This is a genomic window from Sphingopyxis flava (assembly GCF_900168005.1).
Classification (GTDB): Bacteria; Pseudomonadota; Alphaproteobacteria; order Sphingomonadales; family Sphingomonadaceae; genus Sphingopyxis; species Sphingopyxis flava.
In genome coordinates, this window is record NZ_FUYP01000014.1 from 35,789 (window position 1) to 53,257 (window position 17,469).

The window sequence follows — 17,469 nt, forward strand, 5'->3', positions numbered from 1 at the left end:
GACCGGAGGATCATAAGGGGCCATCGGCAACGGGGGGTCCCTCCCATCAAAGCCAGCCTTCGCGGCGGTACCAGCGCACCGTTTCGGCCAGAGCGTCGCTGGTCGCGATTTCGGGCCGCCAGATCTCGGGAGGCGGCAGGGCGCCTGCGGCAACCACCCAGTCGGGATGCGCAATATAGCGCGCGCGGTCAGGGGTCAGCTTGGCGCGGCCCCGGCGGACCAGCGTGTCGAGCCGGCCGCCCGCCTTCAAGACCATGCGGGGCACAGCGAGCGTCGAGACATGGCCGCGTCCGACCGCGCGGCCGATAGCTCGCGCAAAGCTGCGATGCGACCAGCCGTTCGGATGGCCATCGTCGGGCTCGTAGGTGGCGCCGATGCTCGCGTCACGGTCGGCAAGCAGGGCAACGAGGAGGCGCGCAAGCTCATCGACATAGATCGCTGACATGCGCCCTCGGGGCGGGAGCAGCGCAATCCCGCGCCGGGCCATGCGGAAGAGGTCGAGCATCTCGGTGTCAGCGGGTCCGAAGACCGCGGGCGGACGCACGATCGTCCAGTCTAGTCCGCTCGCGCGCACAATCGTCTCGGCGCGCGCCTTCGACCAGCTATAGTCGGAAATCTCCGGTTCGCGCGCTGCAAGCGAGGAAACATGGACGAAGCGCGCGATGCCGGCGGCGCGCGCGGCGTCGATGACCTGTCCTGTCGCCAGCGCGTTTCCGGCCTCGAATGCGGCGCGCGTGGGCACGTTGACGACTCCGGCGACATGGAGCAGCGCGTCGCTGCTCGCCGCCATCGCGGCGAGCCTGTCCGGCTCATCGAGCGCGCCCTTGATCCATGTCACGCCTTCGCGTTCGGGCTGCGGGCGGCGCGTGAGCGCGCGCACGTGCCAGCCCGCCGCCAGGGCCTGGTTCAAGGTTGCGCCGCCGACGAAGCCGGTCGCGCCGGTCATCGCAAGCGTGGGCATGGTCACAACAGCACCAGATGGTCGCGGTGGACGACGGCGCTGCGGGGGGCATAGCCGAGCGCCGCCTCCTGCGCTTCACGGCCAAGACCCAATATCGCGGCGACGTCGGCCGCGGGATATTCGGAGAGACCGCGCGCGACGACGCGCCCCTCGGGGCCTGCGATGTCGAGAATGTCGCCGCGCTGGAAGTCGCCGCTCGCGCCTGTCACCCCCGCGGCGAGCAGGCTTGCCCCGCCGCCAAGCGCCTTCACCGCCCCCGCGTCGATCGAAAGCCGGCCCTTGGCGGTCAGACCGCCGGCGAGCCATGCCTTGCGGGCGCTTGCCCCTTTGTCCGCGACGAACAATGTGTGACGCGCCTCGCCCGACAGCGGCCGGGGAGTACGACCCGACGCGATGGCGAGATTTGCACCCGCAGCGCCGGCGATCCTAGCAGCCGCGATCTTCGACACCATTCCGCCCGAGCCCATGCCCGAGGCAGAGCCTGTGTCGGCCATCGCCTCGATCGCAGCGTCGATGCGGTCGACCCGCGCAACATGACGGGCGCCCTCGAGCGAGGGGTTGCGGTCGTAGAGTCCGTCTATGTCGGAGAGCAGGATGACCCCGCCTGCGCCCGCTGCCTGCGCAACACGGGCGGCGAGCCGGTCGTTGTCGCCAAAGCGGATTTCGGCGGTCGCGACGCTGTCATTTTCGTTGATGACTGGCACGACGCCCAGGCTCAGCAGCCGATCGAGCGTCGCCGCGGCGTTGAGATATCGGCGGCGATGTTCCAGATCGTCGAGGGTGACGAGCATCTGCGCGGCGGTCAGTCCCTCCGCGCCTAGCACCTCGGCCCAGACCTGGCTCAGTGCGATCTGGCCCGTGGCGGCTGCGGCCTGTGCATCTTCGAGACTGGCACGCCCGCCCTTGGCTAGTCCCAACCGCCGCGCGCCGAGCGCGATAGCGCCCGAGGAGACGACCGCGACCTGCTGGCCCTCCTTCGTCCTCGCCGCGATATCGGCGGCGATCCCCGTGAGCCACTCGCGCCGCACCGCGCCGTCGGTGTCGATGAGCAACGCCGATCCGATCTTGACGATGAGGCGTGCGCAGGAGGCGGGTGGGAACAGGCTCATGATGCCGCCGATAGCGCGCACGCGCATGGGTGCCAATGCGAATATCCGTGCCCCGCGTGCCGCATGGAAGGCAATATGTTATGCTTTCCTTCTCATCGAGCGCTTCTGGAGAGTCGCACACCCCCTTTTTCGGGAGAGGACAGATGGCGACAAGAATCGATGAAGACAGGCTCAACATGTTCGTCGGCAAGATGCTCGGCGATCTTGGCGGCGGAATGAGCGTGCCGACGGTGCGGCTGGGCTTGCGGCTCGGTCTGTTCGATGCGCTTGCGGAGGGAGCGGCGACCGCGTCCGAACTCGCGTTGCGCGCGGGCTCACTGCACGAGCGCTATGTGCGCGAATGGGCACTCGCGCAGGCGGCGAGCGGCTATATTGACTATGACGCAGCGTCGGACCGGTTCAGCCTGTCGCCCGAGCAGGCGATGGTGTTTGCCGACCGCGACAGCCCCGTGTTTCTCGCCGGCGCCTTCGACCTTATCGCGGCGATGATCGAGGCTGAACCCAAGGTTGAACGATGTTTTCGCCGCGGCACGGGCGTGCGCTGGGGCGATCATGCGGCCTGCCTGTTCTGTGCGACCGGGGCCTTTTTCCGGCCCGGCTATGTCAACAATATCGTCCAGAACTGGATTCCCGCGCTTGCTGGCGTCGAGACGAAACTGCGCCAGGGGGCGAAAGTCGCCGATGTCGGCTGCGGGGTCGGCTTTTCTACCTTGTTGATGGCCGACGCCTATCCGCAGAGCGCGTTCGTCGGGTTCGACTTCCACGCGCCGTCGATCGAAGAAGCGCGGCGTCATGCGGCCGGGCATGGCTATGGCGAACGCGTGCGGTTCGAGGTTTCTTCCGCGAAGGATATTGCGGAGGAGGGCTTCGATCTCATTACCATGTATGACTGCCTGCACGATATGGGCGACCCTCGTGGCTGCGCGGCGCATATGCGGCGCATATTGGCTCCGGGCGGCCACTGGATGATCGTCGAGCCGATCGCAGGCGACACGCCCGCCGAGAATATGAACCCGGTCGGGCGTCTTTATTACAATGCCTCGACGATGATTTGCGTGCCTACCTCGCTCGACCAGGAGGTCGGCGAGGCGCTGGGGGCGCAGGCGGGCGAGGCGCGGCTATCGAATATTATCCGCGAGGGCGGCTTCGAGACGGTACAGCGGGCGAGCGAAGGCCCGTTCAATATGGTGCTCGAGGCGCAGTGATCAGATCGGCGACCAGTCTCCGCCCGCCTCCTCGTCTTCATCCTCGCCCGGTTCGGGGTGGCCGATGGCTTCGAGAAGCTTGTCGAGGACCGCGTCCACGCCCGCGCCGCTCGCTCCCGACAGCGCCATGACGGGAAGGCCGCTTGCGGCGGCGAGCTCGGCCGAAAGGGCCGCGATCAGCTCGTCGTCGAGCGTGTCGATCTTGTTGAGCGCGACGATGACCGGCTTGTCGATGAGATCGGCGCCATAGGCCTCAAGCTCGTCGCGAACGATGCGATAGCTTGTTGCGACATCGGTATCGTTCGCATCGACGAGGTGAAGCAATACGCGGCAGCGCTCGATATGACCCAGGAAGCGGTCGCCGACTCCGGCCCCCTCGGCCGCGCCCTCGATCAGGCCCGGGATGTCGGCGATCACGAATTCCTGGCCTTTGTGGCTGACGACGCCGAGCTGCGGGCGAAGCGTGGTAAAGGCATAGGATCCCACCTTTGCCTGCGCATTGGTCACCGCGTTGATGAAGGTCGACTTGCCGGCATTGGGCAGCCCGACAAGTCCCGCGTCGGCAAGCAGCTTCAGTCGCAGCCACACCCACATTTCCTCGCCTGGCCATCCCGGCCCGTGCTGGCGGGGCGCGCGGTTGGTGCTTGTCTTGTAGCTCGCATTGCCGCGCCCGCCATCGCCGCCACGCAGGAAGACAATGCGCTCACCCGCTTTGGTGAGATCGGCGAGCAGGCTGCGTTCCTCATCGTCGGCGAGGATCTGGGTGCCGACCGGCACCTGGATGACCAGATCGGGGCCGCCCGCGCCGGTGCGGTCGCGCCCGGCGCCGGGAGAGCCGCGCTTTGCCTTGAAGTGCTGGGTGTAGCGAAAATCGATCAGCGTGTTGAGCCCGGCAACCGCCTCGAAGATCACGTCGCCGCCCTTGCCGCCATTGCCGCCGTCAGGTCCGCCATATTCGATATATTTTTCGCGCCGAAACGAAACCGCGCCGGGACCGCCGTCGCCGGACTTGATGAAAATCTTGGCTTGGTCGAGAAAGTGCATGAAAAGCTGCTTTCGGGGCGGACGCCGGAAGAGAGACGGGACATTCGTGTCGAGCCACGCCGATTGCCCCCCGCCGCGCGGCGGCCGACGGGAATCACGCCTTCGCTCGTGCGACGGAATGGAGAGATGGCGTCCTCTAGCTTGCGCAGCGGACGATTGCCAGCCTTTATCCCTCGCTCTTCCCGCCCTGCTCGGCCCAGAAGGCGGCGATACGGCCGGTGATCAGTTCGGTCGCGAGGGCGCGGGCGGTATCGCGCGGCAAGCCGAGAGCTTCGGCCATGGTGCCGCCAAGCTGCGCATCGCCCATCGCCATCAGGACGAGCGCGAGCGTATCTTCATGCATCAGGCGCTTCTCATGCGCGTCGGGCGCCATGCCGTCGATCAATCGGTGGATCGCTGCGACGATCGGGTCGAGGGCGTCGTCGTTGCCGGTCGCGGCCATCCAGGTCGCGAGCGCACCCGCGCCGCCGCTGTCAAAGGCGTCGAAGGCAAGATCGACGATCTCGCGCACATCGCGCTCGCCCGGCGGCGAGGCGGTCATTCGAGCCGCGATCGTATCGCACACCGTTTCGGCAAGATAGGCGGCGAGCGCTTTCTGGAGGCCCGCCGCGCTGCCGAAATGATGGAGAAGATTGGCGTGGGTGCGGTCGATGCGCGATGCGACGGCTTTCAGGGTGACGGCCTGCGGTCCCATCTCGATCAGGATCTGCCGCGCCGCTTCGAGCGCGACCGACCGGCTTTCCTCCGGGCTGAGCCGCTTCTTTGCAATTGACACCACTGTAAGTAATTCCTACTTATAGGCCCCTTGCGGCACCGCCGCTTACACCCCCTATTCGCCGGTGAAGAAGATATGTCCAGCCTTTCGCTCTCCCCGACTCCCGCCGATCTTTCCATTACGCCGCGCGACCGCCGCTTCGGCCGCGACGACCGGCAAGGGCGCTGGTGGCTGAACGGCGATCCCATCGCTTCGACCTTTCACACCGCCCTGTCGGTGACATTTCCCAAGGGCGAGGCGATGTTCGTCGAGGCGGTAAAGGCGCACCGCGGCGGGGTGCCCGACAAGCTCGCCCACGAAATCCGCGCCTTCACGCAGCAGGAGGTCATCCATAGCCGCGAGCATGTCGTTTTCAACCGCAAGGCGGCCGAGGCGGGCTATGACCTCTCCGAGCTCGAGGCGGATGTCGACAATGTGATGGATCTGATCCGCGAGCGTCCGCCGATCGTCAACCTGATGGCGACGATCGCGCTCGAGCATTATACCGCGATGCTCGCCGCGATCATGCTCCGGAATCCCTCGATGTACGAAGGCGCCGAACCCGAGTGGGGCGAGCTGTGGAAATGGCACGCCATCGAGGAGATCGAGCATAAGGGCGTCGCCTACGACACCTGGCTGCACGCGACGAAGGACTGGAGCCGCTGGCGGCGCTGGAAGGCCAAGTCGCTGATGATGCTCGCGGTCACCTCCCGCTTCTGGCCGAGGCGGGTCCACGGGATGAAGGTGCTGCTCGCGCAGGACGGCCTCGTCGGATGGCGCGTGACCGCGCGCATCTGGTGGTATCTGCTCGGCAAGCCGGGGATCCTGCGCAAGAGCTTCCTGCCCTGGCTTGCCTATTTCATGCCGGGCTTTCACCCGTGGAACCACGACGACCGCGCGCTGATCGCCAAATATGAAAGCGATTATGCGGACGCCGTGACGCGAACCGACGAGGTGGCGGCCGCTGCCTGACGGCGGATCGCAAGAAGGGCCGCCGAACCAACGTTTCGGCCGCTCTTGTCGTCCGCTGGCGGCGCTGATAGCGCTGCCTGATGATCGCATCTTTGCCCGTCATCGACACGCCGCGTCTGCGCCTGCGCGAGCCTCGCCTGGCCGACAAGGATGACCATATCGCGATGTGGGCTGATCCGCGCGTGACCCGCTTCATCGGGGGCGAGGCGCGCACCCCCGACGTGAGCTGGGGCAAGTTTCTCGCTGCCGCGGGGCTCTGGCCGGTGATGGGCTTTGGATATTGGGTGTTCGCCGATCGCGCTACCGACCGTCTGATCGGGATGGGCGGGCTCAGCTATTTCTGCCGCGGCATGGCCGAACTCGAACGCGTGCCCGAGGCCGGCTGGGCCCTCGACGCCGACCATTGGGGCGCAGGTTACGCGACCGAGGCGATGACTGCCGCGCTGGGCTGGGCCGACACCTGTCTGCGCGCTGCCGAGGTGCGTTCCATAATCAACAAGGGGCATGCGGCGTCGGAGCGCGTGGCAGAAAAACTTGGGTTCAGGCCTATCGGCGAGAGCGACGCGCTCGGCGAAACGGTCGCGGTCTATTCGCGGCCGCGGGGCGGCTGACCCTCCCTATGGAGCCAGAAAAGATCGCCGCTTGCCGATTTTAGCCGGTGCGCGGGGCGGTTGACTCAAGCCGGTTCCACCACCAGCACGCCGCCGTCGGCGCTGACCACCCGGACCTTCGCGCCCTCGGCCGCATCGGGGCCGCGCACGGGCCATTCGCCGTCGCCAACCTTGGCGCGGCCGCGGCCGTCCTCGATCGCCTTCGTCACCGTGAGCACCTCGCCCACCAGCCGCCCGGCACGCTGATTGAGATGCGGATCGGAAGAGGTGATCGGGTTCGCCCTCAGCCAGCGCCGCCCGCCATAGAGGGCGACGAAGGACAGAATGGCGAAGATGCCGAGCTGGAGCGGGACGCCGAACGGCAGAATCCAGACTACCACACCCGTGACGATGGCGGCGGCGCCGATCCAGATCAGGAAAAAGCCCGGAGCCACAATCTCGGCCGCAGCAAGCAGCACGCCGAGCGACAGCCACGCCCAATGCGGCTCAAGGTCGGCCAGCCATTCCGGCATGTCAGGCGCTCCCGTCGCGTTTTGAAAGGGCGTCTTTTGCGAGGTCACCGATGCCGCCCAGCGTGCCGATGAGCTGCGTTGCCTCGACCGGGAACAGGATGGTCTTGCTGTTCGGACTGGTCGCGAACTGGCTCACGGCTTCCACATATTTCTGCGCAATGAAATAGTTGATCGCCTGGGCGTTGCCGCTCGCGATCGCGTCCGAAACCATCTGAGTTGCCTTGGCTTCGGCTTCAGCCTCGCGTTCGCGCGCCTCGGCGTCGCGGAACGCGGCCTCGCGGCGACCCTCCGCCTGCAATATCTGGCCCTGCTTCTCGCCTTCGGCGCGCAGAATCTCGGAGGCCCGCATGCCTTCCGCTTCGAGGATGGCGGCGCGTTTCTCGCGCTCGGCTTTCATCTGGCGGGCCATCGCGTTCGAAATATCGGCTGGCGGACGGATGTCCTTGATCTCGACGCGCGTGATCTTCACGCCCCAAGGCGTGGTCGCGTCGTCAACAACGTGCAGCAAGCGGCTGTTGATCTCGTCACGCTTCGACAGTGTCTCGTCGAGGTCCATCGAGCCCATCACGGTCCTGAGGTTGGTGGTCGTCAGGTTCATGATCGAGAGGTAGAGGTCGCTGACCTCGTAGGCGGCCTTCGCCGCGTCGAGAACCTGAAAGAAGACGACGCCATCGACCGCGACCATCGCATTGTCCTTGGTGATGATCTCCTGCCCTGGAATATCGAGCACCTGCTCCATCATGTTCACCTTGCGTCCGACGCGGTCGAAGATCGGCATGATGAAGTTGAGGCCGGGCTGTGCGGTATGCGTGTAGCGGCCGAAGCGCTCGATCGTGTAGGCATAGCCCTGCCGGACCGGTGTCAATGCCCAGATCAGGAAGACGAGCGCCAGCACAACCAGCGTGATCGCGAAATACATAGACCATCCCCTCCCGCAAATCGTCCGTGCAAACTCTCTTCCTTATTGCGGCTATGGTGCGGTTGCGCCAGACAAAAGCGCATGACACAGGCCGAATTCGCTCCCCGCTCGCTCCTCTATGTTCCCGCCTCCAACGCGCGCGCGCTCGAAAAGGCGCATGCGCTTGCCGCCGACATGCTGATCATTGACCTTGAGGATGCGGTACCCGCGGATCGCAAGGCCGAGGCGCGGGGTGCGATGCGTGCCGCCGTGACCGCGGGATTTTCGGGCAAGCGCATCGCGGTGCGGATCAATGGCACCGGCAGTCCGCACCAGGCAGCCGACCTTGCCGCAGTGTCGGGGCTGGCGCTCGACGGACTCGTCCTTCCCAAGGTCGATGCGCCCACCGATCTCGACCCGGCGCGCGCGCTGGGGGTGCCCCTCTTCGCTATGATCGAAACGCCCGCTGCCATCTATGCGGCTCGTGCGATCGCGGCAGACCCTGCGACGCATGGACTGATCGCAGGACTGAATGATCTCGCGCATGAGCTCCGATTGCCGGATGGAGCCGGCCGAGGCGCAATGAGCCATGCGATCCAGGCGATCGTCCTTGCGGCCCGCGCCGGGGGCATCTGGTGCTTCGACGGCGTCTATAACGCGATCGACGATGCGCCGGGCTTTGTCGCCGAGGCCCGAGAGGGGCGGGCGCTGGGCTTTGATGGCAAGACGCTCATTCATCCCTCGCAGGTCGAGGCGTGCAACAGCGCCTTTGCGCCATCGGAGCGCGAGATCGCCGCTGCCGAGGCCCTGGTTGCTGCCGCGACGGGCGGGGCGCAGCGGTACGAAGGCCGGATGATCGAGGACATGCATGTCGCGGCGGCGAAGGCGCTTCTGGAGCGGGCGGACCGGGGATAATCCGTCTCGCTGGCAGCAAGGCTGAGACTCCATTCGTCGTTCGACGAACGCGCCTTGCCTCCCCAGACGGTCCATGCCATGCGGCCGGGCCATGCAGAAGACAGCCTTTCGCGCCGCCGTCGCGGCATTCGCTTTCACCGCTTTTGCGGCCCCAGCAGCCTTCGCCAAGGGGCCCGACGCTCCCGTCACCGAAGCGCAGCTCGCCGAGCATATCCGCATTCTGGCGGGCGACGCCTTCGTAGGGCGGGCGCCGGGCACGGACGGCGAGGATCGCACCATCGCTTACATCATCGGCGAATGGGCAAAGGCTGGTCTTGAAGCGGTTCCCGGCAGCGCGACCCCATGGCTGCAGCCGGTTCCGCTCGTCGAAAGCGCCGCGATTTCGGGCGATGCCAAGCTACGCGTCCACGGCCGCGATTTCGCGCTCGAGGATGACGGCATCATGCTGACGGGTCGCGACCCCTCTGTCGCGCTGAAGGACGTCCCGGCCGTGTTCGTCGGATATGGCATCGACGGCACGGGAAAGGTCGCCACCGACGTCAAGGACAAGCTCGCGATCATGCTGTTCGACAATCCGCCCTTTGGTGACAAGCCGCCGCGTTATCGCGAGCGGCGCCAGATGCTTGCGAAGGCCGGCGCGGCGGCCGTGCTGGTGGTCGCGACCGACGCTGTACCCTGGGCGCAGCTTCGCAGCGCGTTGGGCGGCAAGACGGTGCGCCCGGCCCAGGAAATGAGCGAGGGGCCCGCGATCAGCGGATTCCTATCGCTCGAAGCGGCGGACGCGCTGTTCGCGCGCGCAGGGCAGGACGGCGGTGCGCTGCGCGAGGCGGCCAAGGCGCCCGATTATCGGGGCATTTCGCTGCCCGTGACCGCCGATTTTACCGCGACCTCGGCGGTCCGCCCCTTTGTCAGCAACAATGTCGTAGCAAAGCTGCCCGGCGCGGCGCCCGACGGAAAGGCGGTGCTGTTCCTGGGTCACTGGGACCATCTTGGCATTTGCGGCCCTCAAGGAGCGGCAGACCGCATCTGCAATGGCGCGGTCGACAATGCGAGCGGGATCGCGGTGCTGATCGAGGTCGCAAAGCGGCTTTCCAGCGGGCCTCGTCCCGACCGCGACATCTATTTCCTCGCCACCACAGCTGAAGAAAAGGGCCTCCTCGGCGCCTCCTACTTCGCCGACCACCCGGTCCTTCCTCTGAGCGATATCACCGTGGCGCTCAATATCGACACGATCGCCATCTCGCCCCGGGGCACGCCGGTCGCGACGATCGGGCGCGGTCGTCCCGCCTATGACGCGATGGTGCGCGAGGTGGCGACCAGTCTTGGACGCGGGATCGACGGCGACGGCGAAGCGGACGCATTTGTTCAGCGGCAGGACGGCTGGGCGCTCGGCGCGAAAAATGTGCCCTCCTTGATGGTCGGAGGTAGCTTTTCGGATATGGGGCTGCTCGAGACGTTCCTCAGCAGCGATTATCATGGGCCGGGCGACAATTTCACCGACAAGGTACCGCTCGGCGGTGCGGCGGAGGATGCAGACCTCCACGTCGCGCTGGGGCGGGCCTTTGCCGATACCAAACGCTGGCCGGGCGGTAACCGGTAGGAAGTGCATCCCCGCCCCAGCGCAGCGAGGGCGGAGGATCCGGCAAGCCGACGATTAGGCTGCCTGCTTGGAACGCTCGCTCATTTCCTGATTGAGCATTTCGGCGAGCAGGAATGCAAGTTCCAGGCTCTGCCCCGCGTTAAGACGCGGGTCGCAGTGGGTGTGGTAGCGGTCAGCGAGATCCATCTGGGTCACGTCCATTGCGCCGCCGGTGCATTCGGTGACATTCTGACCTGTCATCTCGATATGAATGCCGCCGCCATGCGTGCCCTCCGCGCGGTGGACGGCGAAGAACCCCCTAACCTCGGCGAGGATTCGCTCGAACGGGCGCGTCTTGTACCCGGTCGAGGTCTTGATGACATTGCCGTGCATCGGATCGCATGACCAGACGACAGGATGGCCCGATTCCTTCACCGCGCGGACGAGCTTTGGCAGATGCGCCTCGATCTTGTCGTGGCCGTAGCGGGTGATCAGCGTCATGCGCCCCGGGACATGATCGGGGTTCAGCGTGTCGAGCAGACGGAGCAAGACGTCGGGCTCAAGACTGGGCCCGCACTTCATCCCGACGGGATTGCCGATGCCGCGCAGATATTCGATATGCGCCGAGCCTTCGAAACGGGTGCGGTCGCCCACCCACAGGAAATGGCCCGAGGTGTCGTACCAGCCGCCCGTCAGGCTGTCCTGCCGGGTCAGCGCCTGCTCATAGGGAAGGAGCAGCGCCTCGTGGCTGGTGTAGAAGCTGGTGCCCTTGATTTGCGGGACGGTTTCGGGCGTGACGCCGCAGGCTTCCATGAAAGCGAGCGCTTCGGAAATCCGCGCGGCGGTTTCCTGATATTTCTTCGCCCACGGGCTGCGGTCCATGAAGTCGTGCGTCCAGGCATTGACCTGATGGAGATTGGCATAGCCGCCATTTGCAAAGGCGCGCAGAAGGTTGAGCGTCGCCGCGGACTGGTTGTAGGCCTTGACCATGCGCGCCGGGTCGGGCTCGCGGCCTTTCGCCTCGAAGCCGATATCGTTGATGATGTCGCCGCGATAGCTGGGAAGCGACGTGCCGTTCACCTCCTCCATGTCGGCCGAGCGCGGCTTGGCGAACTGGCCCGCCATGCGGCCGAGCTTCACCACGGGCATTTTCGAGGCAAAGGTCAGCACCACAGCCATTTGCAGGAGGACGCGGAACGTGTCCCGGATATTGTTCGGATGGAATTCGGCAAAGCTTTCGGCGCAGTCGCCCCCCTGAAGCAGGAAGGCCTTGCCTTCCGCCACCCGCGCAAGCTCGCTTGTCAGCTCGCGTGCTTCGCCCGCGAAGACCAGCGGCGGATAGCTCGCAAGTTCGCGTTCGGCCGCTTCGAGCGCGACACCGTCAGCGTAGGTTGGAAGCTGGCGTGCTTCGTGCGAGCGCCAGCTATGCGGTTGCCATATTTTCGTCATCTCTATCGTCTTCTGCATCAAAATCCGAATCGCGCGCTGCCTTGGCGCGGACGCACCGGGGAAGCAAGAGCAAGGAAATTAGCATCCTCCGGTCGTTCACGCACCTACGCTTTTCTTGGGCGGTGAAAACTGCTAATTTGCGACTGTTTCGGCGTTTCGATGATATGTGAGCGGATCGCAGCTGCCGCGCTCGCGTTCGGCAATCGGTAACCTTATATGCATAGTGTCCTAACGAACAGGACGACGCGAAACGATACAGTTTATGGCGAATTTCAGCCCCGCCTTGCTCGGGTATGGCGCCCTGCTGCTGCTGCTGGCAACTTGCTTTGCCACGCGCGCTGAGCAAGTGCGTCTCGGCATCGCCGCCGCGGCGCTGCTTGTGCTGCCCGTCGCGGTCATCCACTCGCAGCTGGGTTATGGGCTGCTGCTGCTGGCAATTCTTGTGGTGAACGGCGTGCTTGCGACGCGCGGCCGGCTGCGCGATGCCGCAATCCGTTTCTCGCCCGAGGAGCAGACGCTTCGCACCTTGCACCTTGCTGATCTTGGCGCCGCCAGCGTCCGGCGCCTCATCGACCAGGGCCACTGGATTTCGGCAAAGCGCGGCGAGGTGCTTATTCGCGAGAATCAGGCGGCACCCAGTCTCTTCTACCTTGCCGAGGGCCGCGCGCTGATCCAGCGCGACGGGACTGAGGTGGGAACGCTTACCGACGGCGCGCTGATCGGCGAGGCGACGGTGCTCGATGGGGCTCACGCGACAGGGACTGTGACGCTGACCACCAATGCGCGGCTTTGGTTCGTTCCTGCAGCGGCGCTGCGCGCCTATCTTGCCGCCAATCGCGACATAGCAGCGGCGCTCCATCAGGGGTTTGCACGCGCGCTGCGCGGCAAGCTCGCGAGCGCCAACACGCGCATTGCCGACATGCCGCCGCTCTCCTAAAGTCGATGGATGGCACTTACTCTTTATGGAATTCCGAACTGCGACACGGTGAAGAAGGCGCGGCGCTGGCTGGACGGCGCCGGCGTTTCTTACCGCTTCCACGACTTTCGCAAGGACGGGCTCGAACCCACAAGGCTGCAGCAATGGATTGACGCAGTCGGCTGGGAAAGGCTTCTCAACAAGAGCGGGACGACCTTTCGCAAACTGCCCGACGCTGACAAGGCGGGGCTCGACGCTGCGAAGGCGAAGGCGCTGATGCTTGACCAGCCCGCGATGATCCGCCGCCCGGTCGTCGAGGCCGATGATGGTATTAGCGTCGGATTTTCCGAAAGCGATTGGCAGGCCCGCTTTGCCGCATGAAGCGCCGGCTCGCCGCTTGGCTGGCGCTCGCATCGCTTGCGGGCTGCGGCGCTGAGCCGATGGTGGCAACGCCGACACTCGACGGCCGGCCGCCGATCGTCATTGCGCATCGCGGAGCCTCGGGCGAGCGCCCCGAGCACACGCTTGCGAGCTATGAGCTGGCAATTGAGCAGGGCGCCGATTATATCGAGCCCGACCTGGTGCTGACCAGGGACGGGGTGCTTGTTGCGCGGCACGAGAATGAGATTTCGGATACCACCGACGTCGCCGCGCACGGCGAGTTTGCCGGCCGAAAGACAAGCAAGCGAATCGACGGCAAGGAGGTCACGGGCTGGTTCACCGAGGATTTCACCCTCGCTGAACTCAAGACCCTGCGCGCGAAGGAGCGCATTCCGAGTCTGCGGGGCACTGCCAACGACGGCAAATTCGAGGTTCCGACCTTCGAGGAAATTCTGGCGCTTCTCGCCCGTATCAACAAGGGGCGGGCGCACCCGGTGGGTGTTTATCCCGAAACCAAGCATCCAAGCTATTTCGCGGCCATCGGCCTGCCGCACGAAGGCCCCTTGCTCGTGCAGCTTGAGCGATATGGCTATCGCGGCCCAGACGCACCCATATTCATCCAGAGCTTCGAAGTAGGCAATCTGAAGGCGCTGCGGGCGAAGAGCGAACTTCCGCTGATCCAGCTGGTCGATGGCGAGGGCGGTCCCGCCGATGCTCCCGCCGTGACCTACGCCGAAATGGTATCGCCCCCGGGCCTCAAAGCGATCGCAGCCTATGCCAACGGGATCGGTCCGGCAAAGACGATGATCATCCCGCGCAGCGCGCTCGGGACGCTCGGCGAGGCGACGAGCCTCGTGCGCGACGCACACGCTGCGGGACTGAAGGTGCATCCCTGGACCTTCCGCCGCGAGAATTATTTTCTGCCGCTCGCCGACAAGCGCGGGATCAATCCGGCGGGCCACGGTGACCTCGAGGCCGAGATCCGCACTTACATGAAAACCGGCATTGACGGTCTGTTCAGCGACAATCCGCGCGAAGCCGTCCCGGCCGTGAGACGAGGGGAAATGCAATGACCGAGCGTGCTCTGGGCAACAGCGGTCTTTTGATCCGCCCCTTCGTGCTCGGCGGCAATGTCTTCGGGATGACCGCCGATCGGGCCGCAAGCTTTGCGGTGCTCGATCGCTTTGTCGAGCGGGGCGGCGGGATGATCGATACGGCCGACGTCTATTCGGCCTGGGTGCCGGGGAACAAGGGCGGCGAATCGGAAACCATGCTCGGCGAATGGCTGAAGGCGAGCGGCGCGCGCGATCAGATACTGATCGCGACAAAAGTCGGGAGGGCGGGCTGAAGCCTGAGCGCGTGCGCGCGGCGGTGCAGGGTTCGCTCGACCGGCTCGGCGTCGATGCGATCGACCTTTATTTTGCGCACAAGGACGATCCCGACGTGCCGCTCGATGAAGTGCTTGGCGCGTTCAGCGAACTCATCGACACAGGCACCGTAGGCGCGATCGGTGCATCTAACTATTCGGCCGCTCGGCTCGCCGAGGCGCTCGAGCTATCGGACAAGACCGGTCTGCCGCGCTTCACGGTCGTACAGCCTGAGCTCAACCTCCTCGACCGCGCCCAATATGAAGGACCCCTGCAGGCGCTGTGCACCGCCGAGGGGCTGGGGGTCATCACCTATTTCAGTCTCGCGTCGGGCTATCTGTCGGGCAAATATCGCGATGCTGCTGATCTCTCCAAGAGTCCGCGCGGTGCGCGCGTTCAGCCCTATATGACGGGGCGCGGGCCGGACGTGCTCGCAGCGATGGAACGGATCGCGGAGGAGACGGGCGCGACGCTGCCCCAGATCGCACTCGCCTGGGTGGCGGCGCAGCCTGGCGTGACCGCGCCGATCGCCAGTGCAACCAGCGTCGCGCAACTCGACGAGATCATGGCAAGCGAGGCGGTGACCCTTACGCCCGAGCAAATCGCGGCATTGACCGAGGCAGGCAGAGCCTAGTCGAGCGCGCAGCTTGCGCCGCTGATTGCGCGCTCGGTGAGGAAGCCGTCGATCGCTTCGAGCGCCGCTGCGTGCGCGGTCGCATTAAAGTCGCGGGGCGCCGCGGCGCTGCCGGGGTCATCGACCGGATGCGCGACGTCGAAGCGGTGGCCGGCGCCGGGATAGAGCTTTATGATGAACGGATATCCGGGGTTCTGGACGCGGGTAGCTGCAAGCGCTTCGAGCCGCTTCAGGGGCGCAGTGTCGTCTTGCGTACCCTGCAGCGCGAGTACCGGCATGCGCTGGGGCCAGGGTGAGCGTTGCGAGCGAACCGAGGGATAATAGACGATCGCCGCGCGAAAGCCGCTTTCGGAACCATCCGGCGTCGAGGCAAGAGTCAGCGCGCCCTCGCCGCCGCGCGACCAGCCGATCGCGAGGCCCGGGCAGCGCCGGTCAAAGCGGTGCATGGCGCGCAGACGAGCGAGCGCGTCGATCGCGATCGCCGCACGCTTCTCGCCCGCTGAGCCAGGCGGTCTCAAACGCTCGAGCGCGGCGTCGTCGTCAACAACCAGAACATCGATCCCGCGCTGGTTCAGAAAAGCGGCGAGGTCGGCATATTGATTGCCGGGTGCAAGCCTCCCGATCCCCTCGGCGCGCGGAAAGAGAATGGCCCATGGGCGGGGTTTCGTATCCGTCGCCACGGGTATCAGATGGAGATCGGCGGGGAGGGTATCGCGCGCCGCGGCCGGGGCGGCTGAGGCGGCGAGCAGGAGTGCGAGGCAGAGGAGGGACAGCGCGCGCATGAACGGGGTACCTTTCGCTATGCCGGTTTACGCCCGATTGCTGCAGCGGCCAAGCTGCGGCTTCACCTTTCCTGCCACTGGAATACGGTCTCGATCGGTTTGCCAAAGACGCGCGCGATGCGGAATGCGACCTCGAGCGAAGGTGAGTATCTGCCTTGCTCGACCGCGGCGATGGTCTGGCGCGTGACGCCGACCTTTCGTCCCAGTTCGCCCTGCGTCATCTCGCCGGCCAGAAAGCGCAGCGTCCGGATGTCATTGGTGAAAGGCGGTCTGGTCACGTCGGATTTCCTGGAGCGAGCGAGAATTTATGTTAATCAAATCTGACATGAAGTAAAAGATACACGACACAAACCGCGGAACCGCTTTTGCGCTGCAACATTAAGGTCTAAGCCGCGCGCCATGTCCACGCTCCCCAAAACGCTCACCCTCGACACCTCCACCAGCCGCGCCAATCCGACGCCGCAGCCGATGAAGCGCCTGACGGTGCCGCGGATTCGCCAGCGAAAAGGCGGTGAGCCGCTGGTTATGCTGACCGCTTACACGGTCCGCATGGCGCAGCTGCTCGACCCGCATTGCGACATGCTGCTCGTCGGCGATTCGCTCGCGCAGGTGATCTATGGCCTGCCGCACACGGTCGGGGTGACGATGGATATGATGTCGCTGCACGGCGCGGCCGTCGTGCGCGGCAGCTATCATGCTGCCGTCATCGTCGACATGCCGTTCGGCAGCTACGAAGGGAGCCCGCAGCAGGCGTTCGACAATGCCGCGCGGCTGCTCAAGGAAACGGGCGCCGCCGCCGTCAAGCTTGAGGGCGGGAAGGTGCTCGCCCCGACGATCGAGTTTCTGACCCAGCGCGGCATCCCTGTGATGGGCCATGTGGGTCTGACGCCGCAGGCGGTCAATATCCTCGGGGGCTATGGCGTGCGCGGCAAAAGCGAGGAGGAAGCGCGCTCGATTGTCGACGATGCCCTAGCGGTTGCGCAGGCCGGCGCCTTTTCCATCGTCATCGAAGGGGTACTCGAATCGATCGCGGTAGAAATCACCAACAAGGTTGCCTGTCCAACGATCGGCATCGGCGCATCGGCGCAGTGCGACGGACAGGTCCTCGTTACCGACGACATGCTCGGCATGTTTGAACGGGTCCCCAAATTCGTGAAGCGCTACCAGGACATGGCCAGCATCGTCAGCGGTGCCGTCAAGGAATATGCGGACCAGGTCAGGTCCCGTTCATTCCCGACCGAGGATCAGATCTACGCCGGCTGACGACCGCTCTGCCGCCCGGCAGGGGGCAAGTGAATCGCTTGGCCTTTTCCGGCGCCCCCGCTAAGGAGGCGGCCGGTGGGACGCGTGTGCGAAAGCCGGATGGACGAGATGGAGGTT

General features: G+C 65.5%; 18 protein-coding genes and 1 pseudogene. 10 read left to right on the forward strand and 9 right to left on the reverse strand.

Annotated elements, in window-relative coordinates; translation table 11 throughout:
* Positions 1-46 precede the first annotated feature (46 nt).
* Both B5X69_RS12370 and proB read right to left on the reverse strand, forming a co-directional pair.
* Positions 47-961 (reverse strand): SDR family oxidoreductase, encoded by a 915-nt coding sequence (locus B5X69_RS12370; RefSeq protein WP_245798727.1) that lies wholly within the window; start codon positions 959-961, stop codon positions 47-49.
* A 2-nt stretch (positions 962-963) separates the two neighbouring features.
* Positions 964-2,070: a glutamate 5-kinase gene (gene proB, locus B5X69_RS12375; protein WP_079639089.1), complete on the reverse strand. Its 1,107-nt coding sequence runs from the start codon at positions 2,068-2,070 to the stop codon at positions 964-966.
* Positions 2,071-2,213: 143 nt separating this feature from the next.
* Here proB and B5X69_RS12380 point away from each other — a divergent pair, with 143 nt between their 5' ends.
* Positions 2,214-3,275: a class I SAM-dependent methyltransferase gene (locus tag B5X69_RS12380; protein ID WP_079639015.1), complete on the forward strand. Its 1,062-nt coding sequence runs from the start codon at positions 2,214-2,216 to the stop codon at positions 3,273-3,275.
* Here B5X69_RS12380 and obgE read toward each other — a convergent pair whose 3' ends face one another.
* Together obgE and B5X69_RS12390 are read right to left on the reverse strand one after the other, a co-directional pair.
* Positions 3,276-4,319: a GTPase ObgE gene (obgE, locus tag B5X69_RS12385; RefSeq protein WP_079639016.1), complete on the reverse strand. Its 1,044-nt coding sequence runs from the start codon at positions 4,317-4,319 to the stop codon at positions 3,276-3,278.
* Between the two features lie 166 nt (positions 4,320-4,485).
* The gene (locus B5X69_RS12390; protein ID WP_079639090.1) at positions 4,486-5,094 is read right to left on the reverse strand and encodes a TetR family transcriptional regulator; all 609 of its coding nucleotides are present in this window, start codon (positions 5,092-5,094) and stop codon (positions 4,486-4,488) included.
* 75 nt (positions 5,095-5,169) lie between these two features.
* Between B5X69_RS12390 and B5X69_RS12395 the strand changes: the two genes are divergently transcribed.
* Together B5X69_RS12395 and B5X69_RS12400 are read left to right on the forward strand one after the other, a co-directional pair.
* Entirely contained in the window at positions 5,170-6,045 is an 876-nt protein-coding gene (locus B5X69_RS12395; RefSeq protein ID WP_079639017.1) for a metal-dependent hydrolase, read from the forward strand.
* A gap of 80 nt (positions 6,046-6,125) precedes the next feature.
* Positions 6,126-6,656 (forward strand): GNAT family N-acetyltransferase, encoded by a 531-nt coding sequence (locus B5X69_RS12400; RefSeq protein ID WP_079639018.1) that lies wholly within the window; start codon positions 6,126-6,128, stop codon positions 6,654-6,656.
* A 65-nt stretch (positions 6,657-6,721) separates the two neighbouring features.
* Here the strand turns inward: B5X69_RS12400 and B5X69_RS12405 are convergent, their stop codons facing one another.
* Together B5X69_RS12405 and B5X69_RS12410 are read right to left on the reverse strand one after the other, a co-directional pair.
* Positions 6,722-7,168 carry an NfeD family protein gene (locus B5X69_RS12405; protein WP_079639019.1) on the reverse strand — a complete coding sequence of 149 codons (447 nt, stop codon included), beginning with the start codon at positions 7,166-7,168 and terminating at the stop codon, positions 6,722-6,724.
* 1 nt (position 7,169) lies between these two features.
* On the reverse strand, positions 7,170-8,087 hold the full coding sequence (locus B5X69_RS12410) for an SPFH domain-containing protein (protein ID WP_079639020.1): 918 nt from the start codon (positions 8,085-8,087) through the stop codon (positions 7,170-7,172).
* 81 nt (positions 8,088-8,168) lie between these two features.
* Here B5X69_RS12410 and B5X69_RS12415 point away from each other — a divergent pair, with 81 nt between their 5' ends.
* On the forward strand, positions 8,169-8,981 hold the full coding sequence (locus tag B5X69_RS12415; protein ID WP_079639021.1) for an HpcH/HpaI aldolase/citrate lyase family protein: 813 nt from the start codon (positions 8,169-8,171) through the stop codon (positions 8,979-8,981).
* 91 nt (positions 8,982-9,072) lie between these two features.
* Positions 9,073-10,581 (forward strand): M28 family peptidase, encoded by a 1,509-nt coding sequence (locus B5X69_RS12420; RefSeq protein WP_245798723.1) that lies wholly within the window; start codon positions 9,073-9,075, stop codon positions 10,579-10,581.
* A gap of 54 nt (positions 10,582-10,635) precedes the next feature.
* Here the strand turns inward: B5X69_RS12420 and B5X69_RS12425 are convergent, their stop codons facing one another.
* The gene (locus tag B5X69_RS12425) at positions 10,636-12,009 is read right to left on the reverse strand and encodes a class II 3-deoxy-7-phosphoheptulonate synthase (protein WP_079639091.1); all 1,374 of its coding nucleotides are present in this window, start codon (positions 12,007-12,009) and stop codon (positions 10,636-10,638) included.
* A gap of 262 nt (positions 12,010-12,271) precedes the next feature.
* Between B5X69_RS12425 and B5X69_RS12430 the strand changes: the two genes are divergently transcribed.
* The 4 genes and pseudogenes from B5X69_RS12430 (at position 12,272) to B5X69_RS12445 (ending at position 15,307) form a co-directional block, all read left to right on the forward strand.
* The gene (locus B5X69_RS12430) at positions 12,272-12,946 is read left to right on the forward strand and encodes a Crp/Fnr family transcriptional regulator (RefSeq protein WP_079639023.1); all 675 of its coding nucleotides are present in this window, start codon (positions 12,272-12,274) and stop codon (positions 12,944-12,946) included.
* Positions 12,947-12,955: 9 nt separating this feature from the next.
* A complete protein-coding gene (locus B5X69_RS12435; protein WP_079639024.1) occupies positions 12,956-13,306 on the forward strand; it encodes an ArsC family reductase in 351 nt (116 codons plus the stop codon).
* A complete protein-coding gene (locus tag B5X69_RS12440) occupies positions 13,303-14,379 on the forward strand; it encodes a glycerophosphodiester phosphodiesterase (RefSeq protein ID WP_079639025.1) in 1,077 nt (358 codons plus the stop codon). The genes B5X69_RS12435 and B5X69_RS12440 overlap by 4 nt, the downstream gene beginning before the upstream one ends.
* A gap of 68 nt (positions 14,380-14,447) precedes the next feature.
* Positions 14,448-15,307: pseudogene (locus B5X69_RS12445) on the forward strand (aldo/keto reductase).
* Here the strand turns inward: B5X69_RS12445 and B5X69_RS12450 are convergent.
* The gene (locus tag B5X69_RS12450; RefSeq protein ID WP_079639026.1) at positions 15,304-16,089 is read right to left on the reverse strand and encodes a dienelactone hydrolase family protein; all 786 of its coding nucleotides are present in this window, start codon (positions 16,087-16,089) and stop codon (positions 15,304-15,306) included. The pseudogene B5X69_RS12445 and the gene B5X69_RS12450 sit on opposite strands and share 4 nt — an antisense overlap.
* Before the next feature lie 62 nt (positions 16,090-16,151).
* Complete coding sequence (locus B5X69_RS12455) at positions 16,152-16,367, reverse strand: helix-turn-helix transcriptional regulator (protein WP_079639027.1); 216 nt, start codon at positions 16,365-16,367, stop codon at positions 16,152-16,154.
* Positions 16,368-16,488: 121 nt separating this feature from the next.
* Between B5X69_RS12455 and panB the strand changes: the two genes are divergently transcribed.
* Positions 16,489-17,352, forward strand: coding sequence for a 3-methyl-2-oxobutanoate hydroxymethyltransferase (panB, locus tag B5X69_RS12460; protein WP_079639028.1), 864 nt, complete (start codon positions 16,489-16,491; stop codon positions 17,350-17,352).
* Positions 17,353-17,469 lie beyond the last annotated feature (117 nt).

What these genes read in the sequence shown, in the direction of transcription:
- B5X69_RS12370 (WP_245798727.1), bottom strand. Translation starts at nt 961, where the DNA reads ATGCCCACGCTTGCGATGACCGGCGCGACCGGCTTCGTCGGCGGCGCA.
- proB (WP_079639089.1), bottom strand. Translation starts at nt 2,070, where the DNA reads ATGAGCCTGTTCCCACCCGCCTCCTGCGCACGCCTCATCGTCAAGATC.
- B5X69_RS12380 (WP_079639015.1), top strand. Translation starts at nt 2,214, where the DNA reads ATGGCGACAAGAATCGATGAAGACAGGCTCAACATGTTCGTCGGCAAG.
- obgE (WP_079639016.1), bottom strand. Translation starts at nt 4,319, where the DNA reads ATGCACTTTCTCGACCAAGCCAAGATTTTCATCAAGTCCGGCGACGGC.
- B5X69_RS12395 (WP_079639017.1), top strand. Translation starts at nt 5,170, where the DNA reads ATGTCCAGCCTTTCGCTCTCCCCGACTCCCGCCGATCTTTCCATTACG.
- B5X69_RS12400 (WP_079639018.1), top strand. Translation starts at nt 6,126, where the DNA reads ATGATCGCATCTTTGCCCGTCATCGACACGCCGCGTCTGCGCCTGCGC.
- B5X69_RS12405 (WP_079639019.1), bottom strand. Translation starts at nt 7,168, where the DNA reads ATGCCGGAATGGCTGGCCGACCTTGAGCCGCATTGGGCGTGGCTGTCG.
- B5X69_RS12410 (WP_079639020.1), bottom strand. Translation starts at nt 8,087, where the DNA reads ATGTATTTCGCGATCACGCTGGTTGTGCTGGCGCTCGTCTTCCTGATC.
- B5X69_RS12415 (WP_079639021.1), top strand. Translation starts at nt 8,169, where the DNA reads ATGACACAGGCCGAATTCGCTCCCCGCTCGCTCCTCTATGTTCCCGCC.
- B5X69_RS12420 (WP_245798723.1), top strand. Translation starts at nt 9,073, where the DNA reads ATGCAGAAGACAGCCTTTCGCGCCGCCGTCGCGGCATTCGCTTTCACC.
- B5X69_RS12425 (WP_079639091.1), bottom strand. Translation starts at nt 12,009, where the DNA reads ATGACGAAAATATGGCAACCGCATAGCTGGCGCTCGCACGAAGCACGC.
- B5X69_RS12430 (WP_079639023.1), top strand. Translation starts at nt 12,272, where the DNA reads ATGGCGAATTTCAGCCCCGCCTTGCTCGGGTATGGCGCCCTGCTGCTG.
- B5X69_RS12435 (WP_079639024.1), top strand. Translation starts at nt 12,956, where the DNA reads ATGGCACTTACTCTTTATGGAATTCCGAACTGCGACACGGTGAAGAAG.
- B5X69_RS12440 (WP_079639025.1), top strand. Translation starts at nt 13,303, where the DNA reads ATGAAGCGCCGGCTCGCCGCTTGGCTGGCGCTCGCATCGCTTGCGGGC.
- B5X69_RS12450 (WP_079639026.1), bottom strand. Translation starts at nt 16,089, where the DNA reads ATGCGCGCGCTGTCCCTCCTCTGCCTCGCACTCCTGCTCGCCGCCTCA.
- panB (WP_079639028.1), top strand. Translation starts at nt 16,489, where the DNA reads ATGTCCACGCTCCCCAAAACGCTCACCCTCGACACCTCCACCAGCCGC.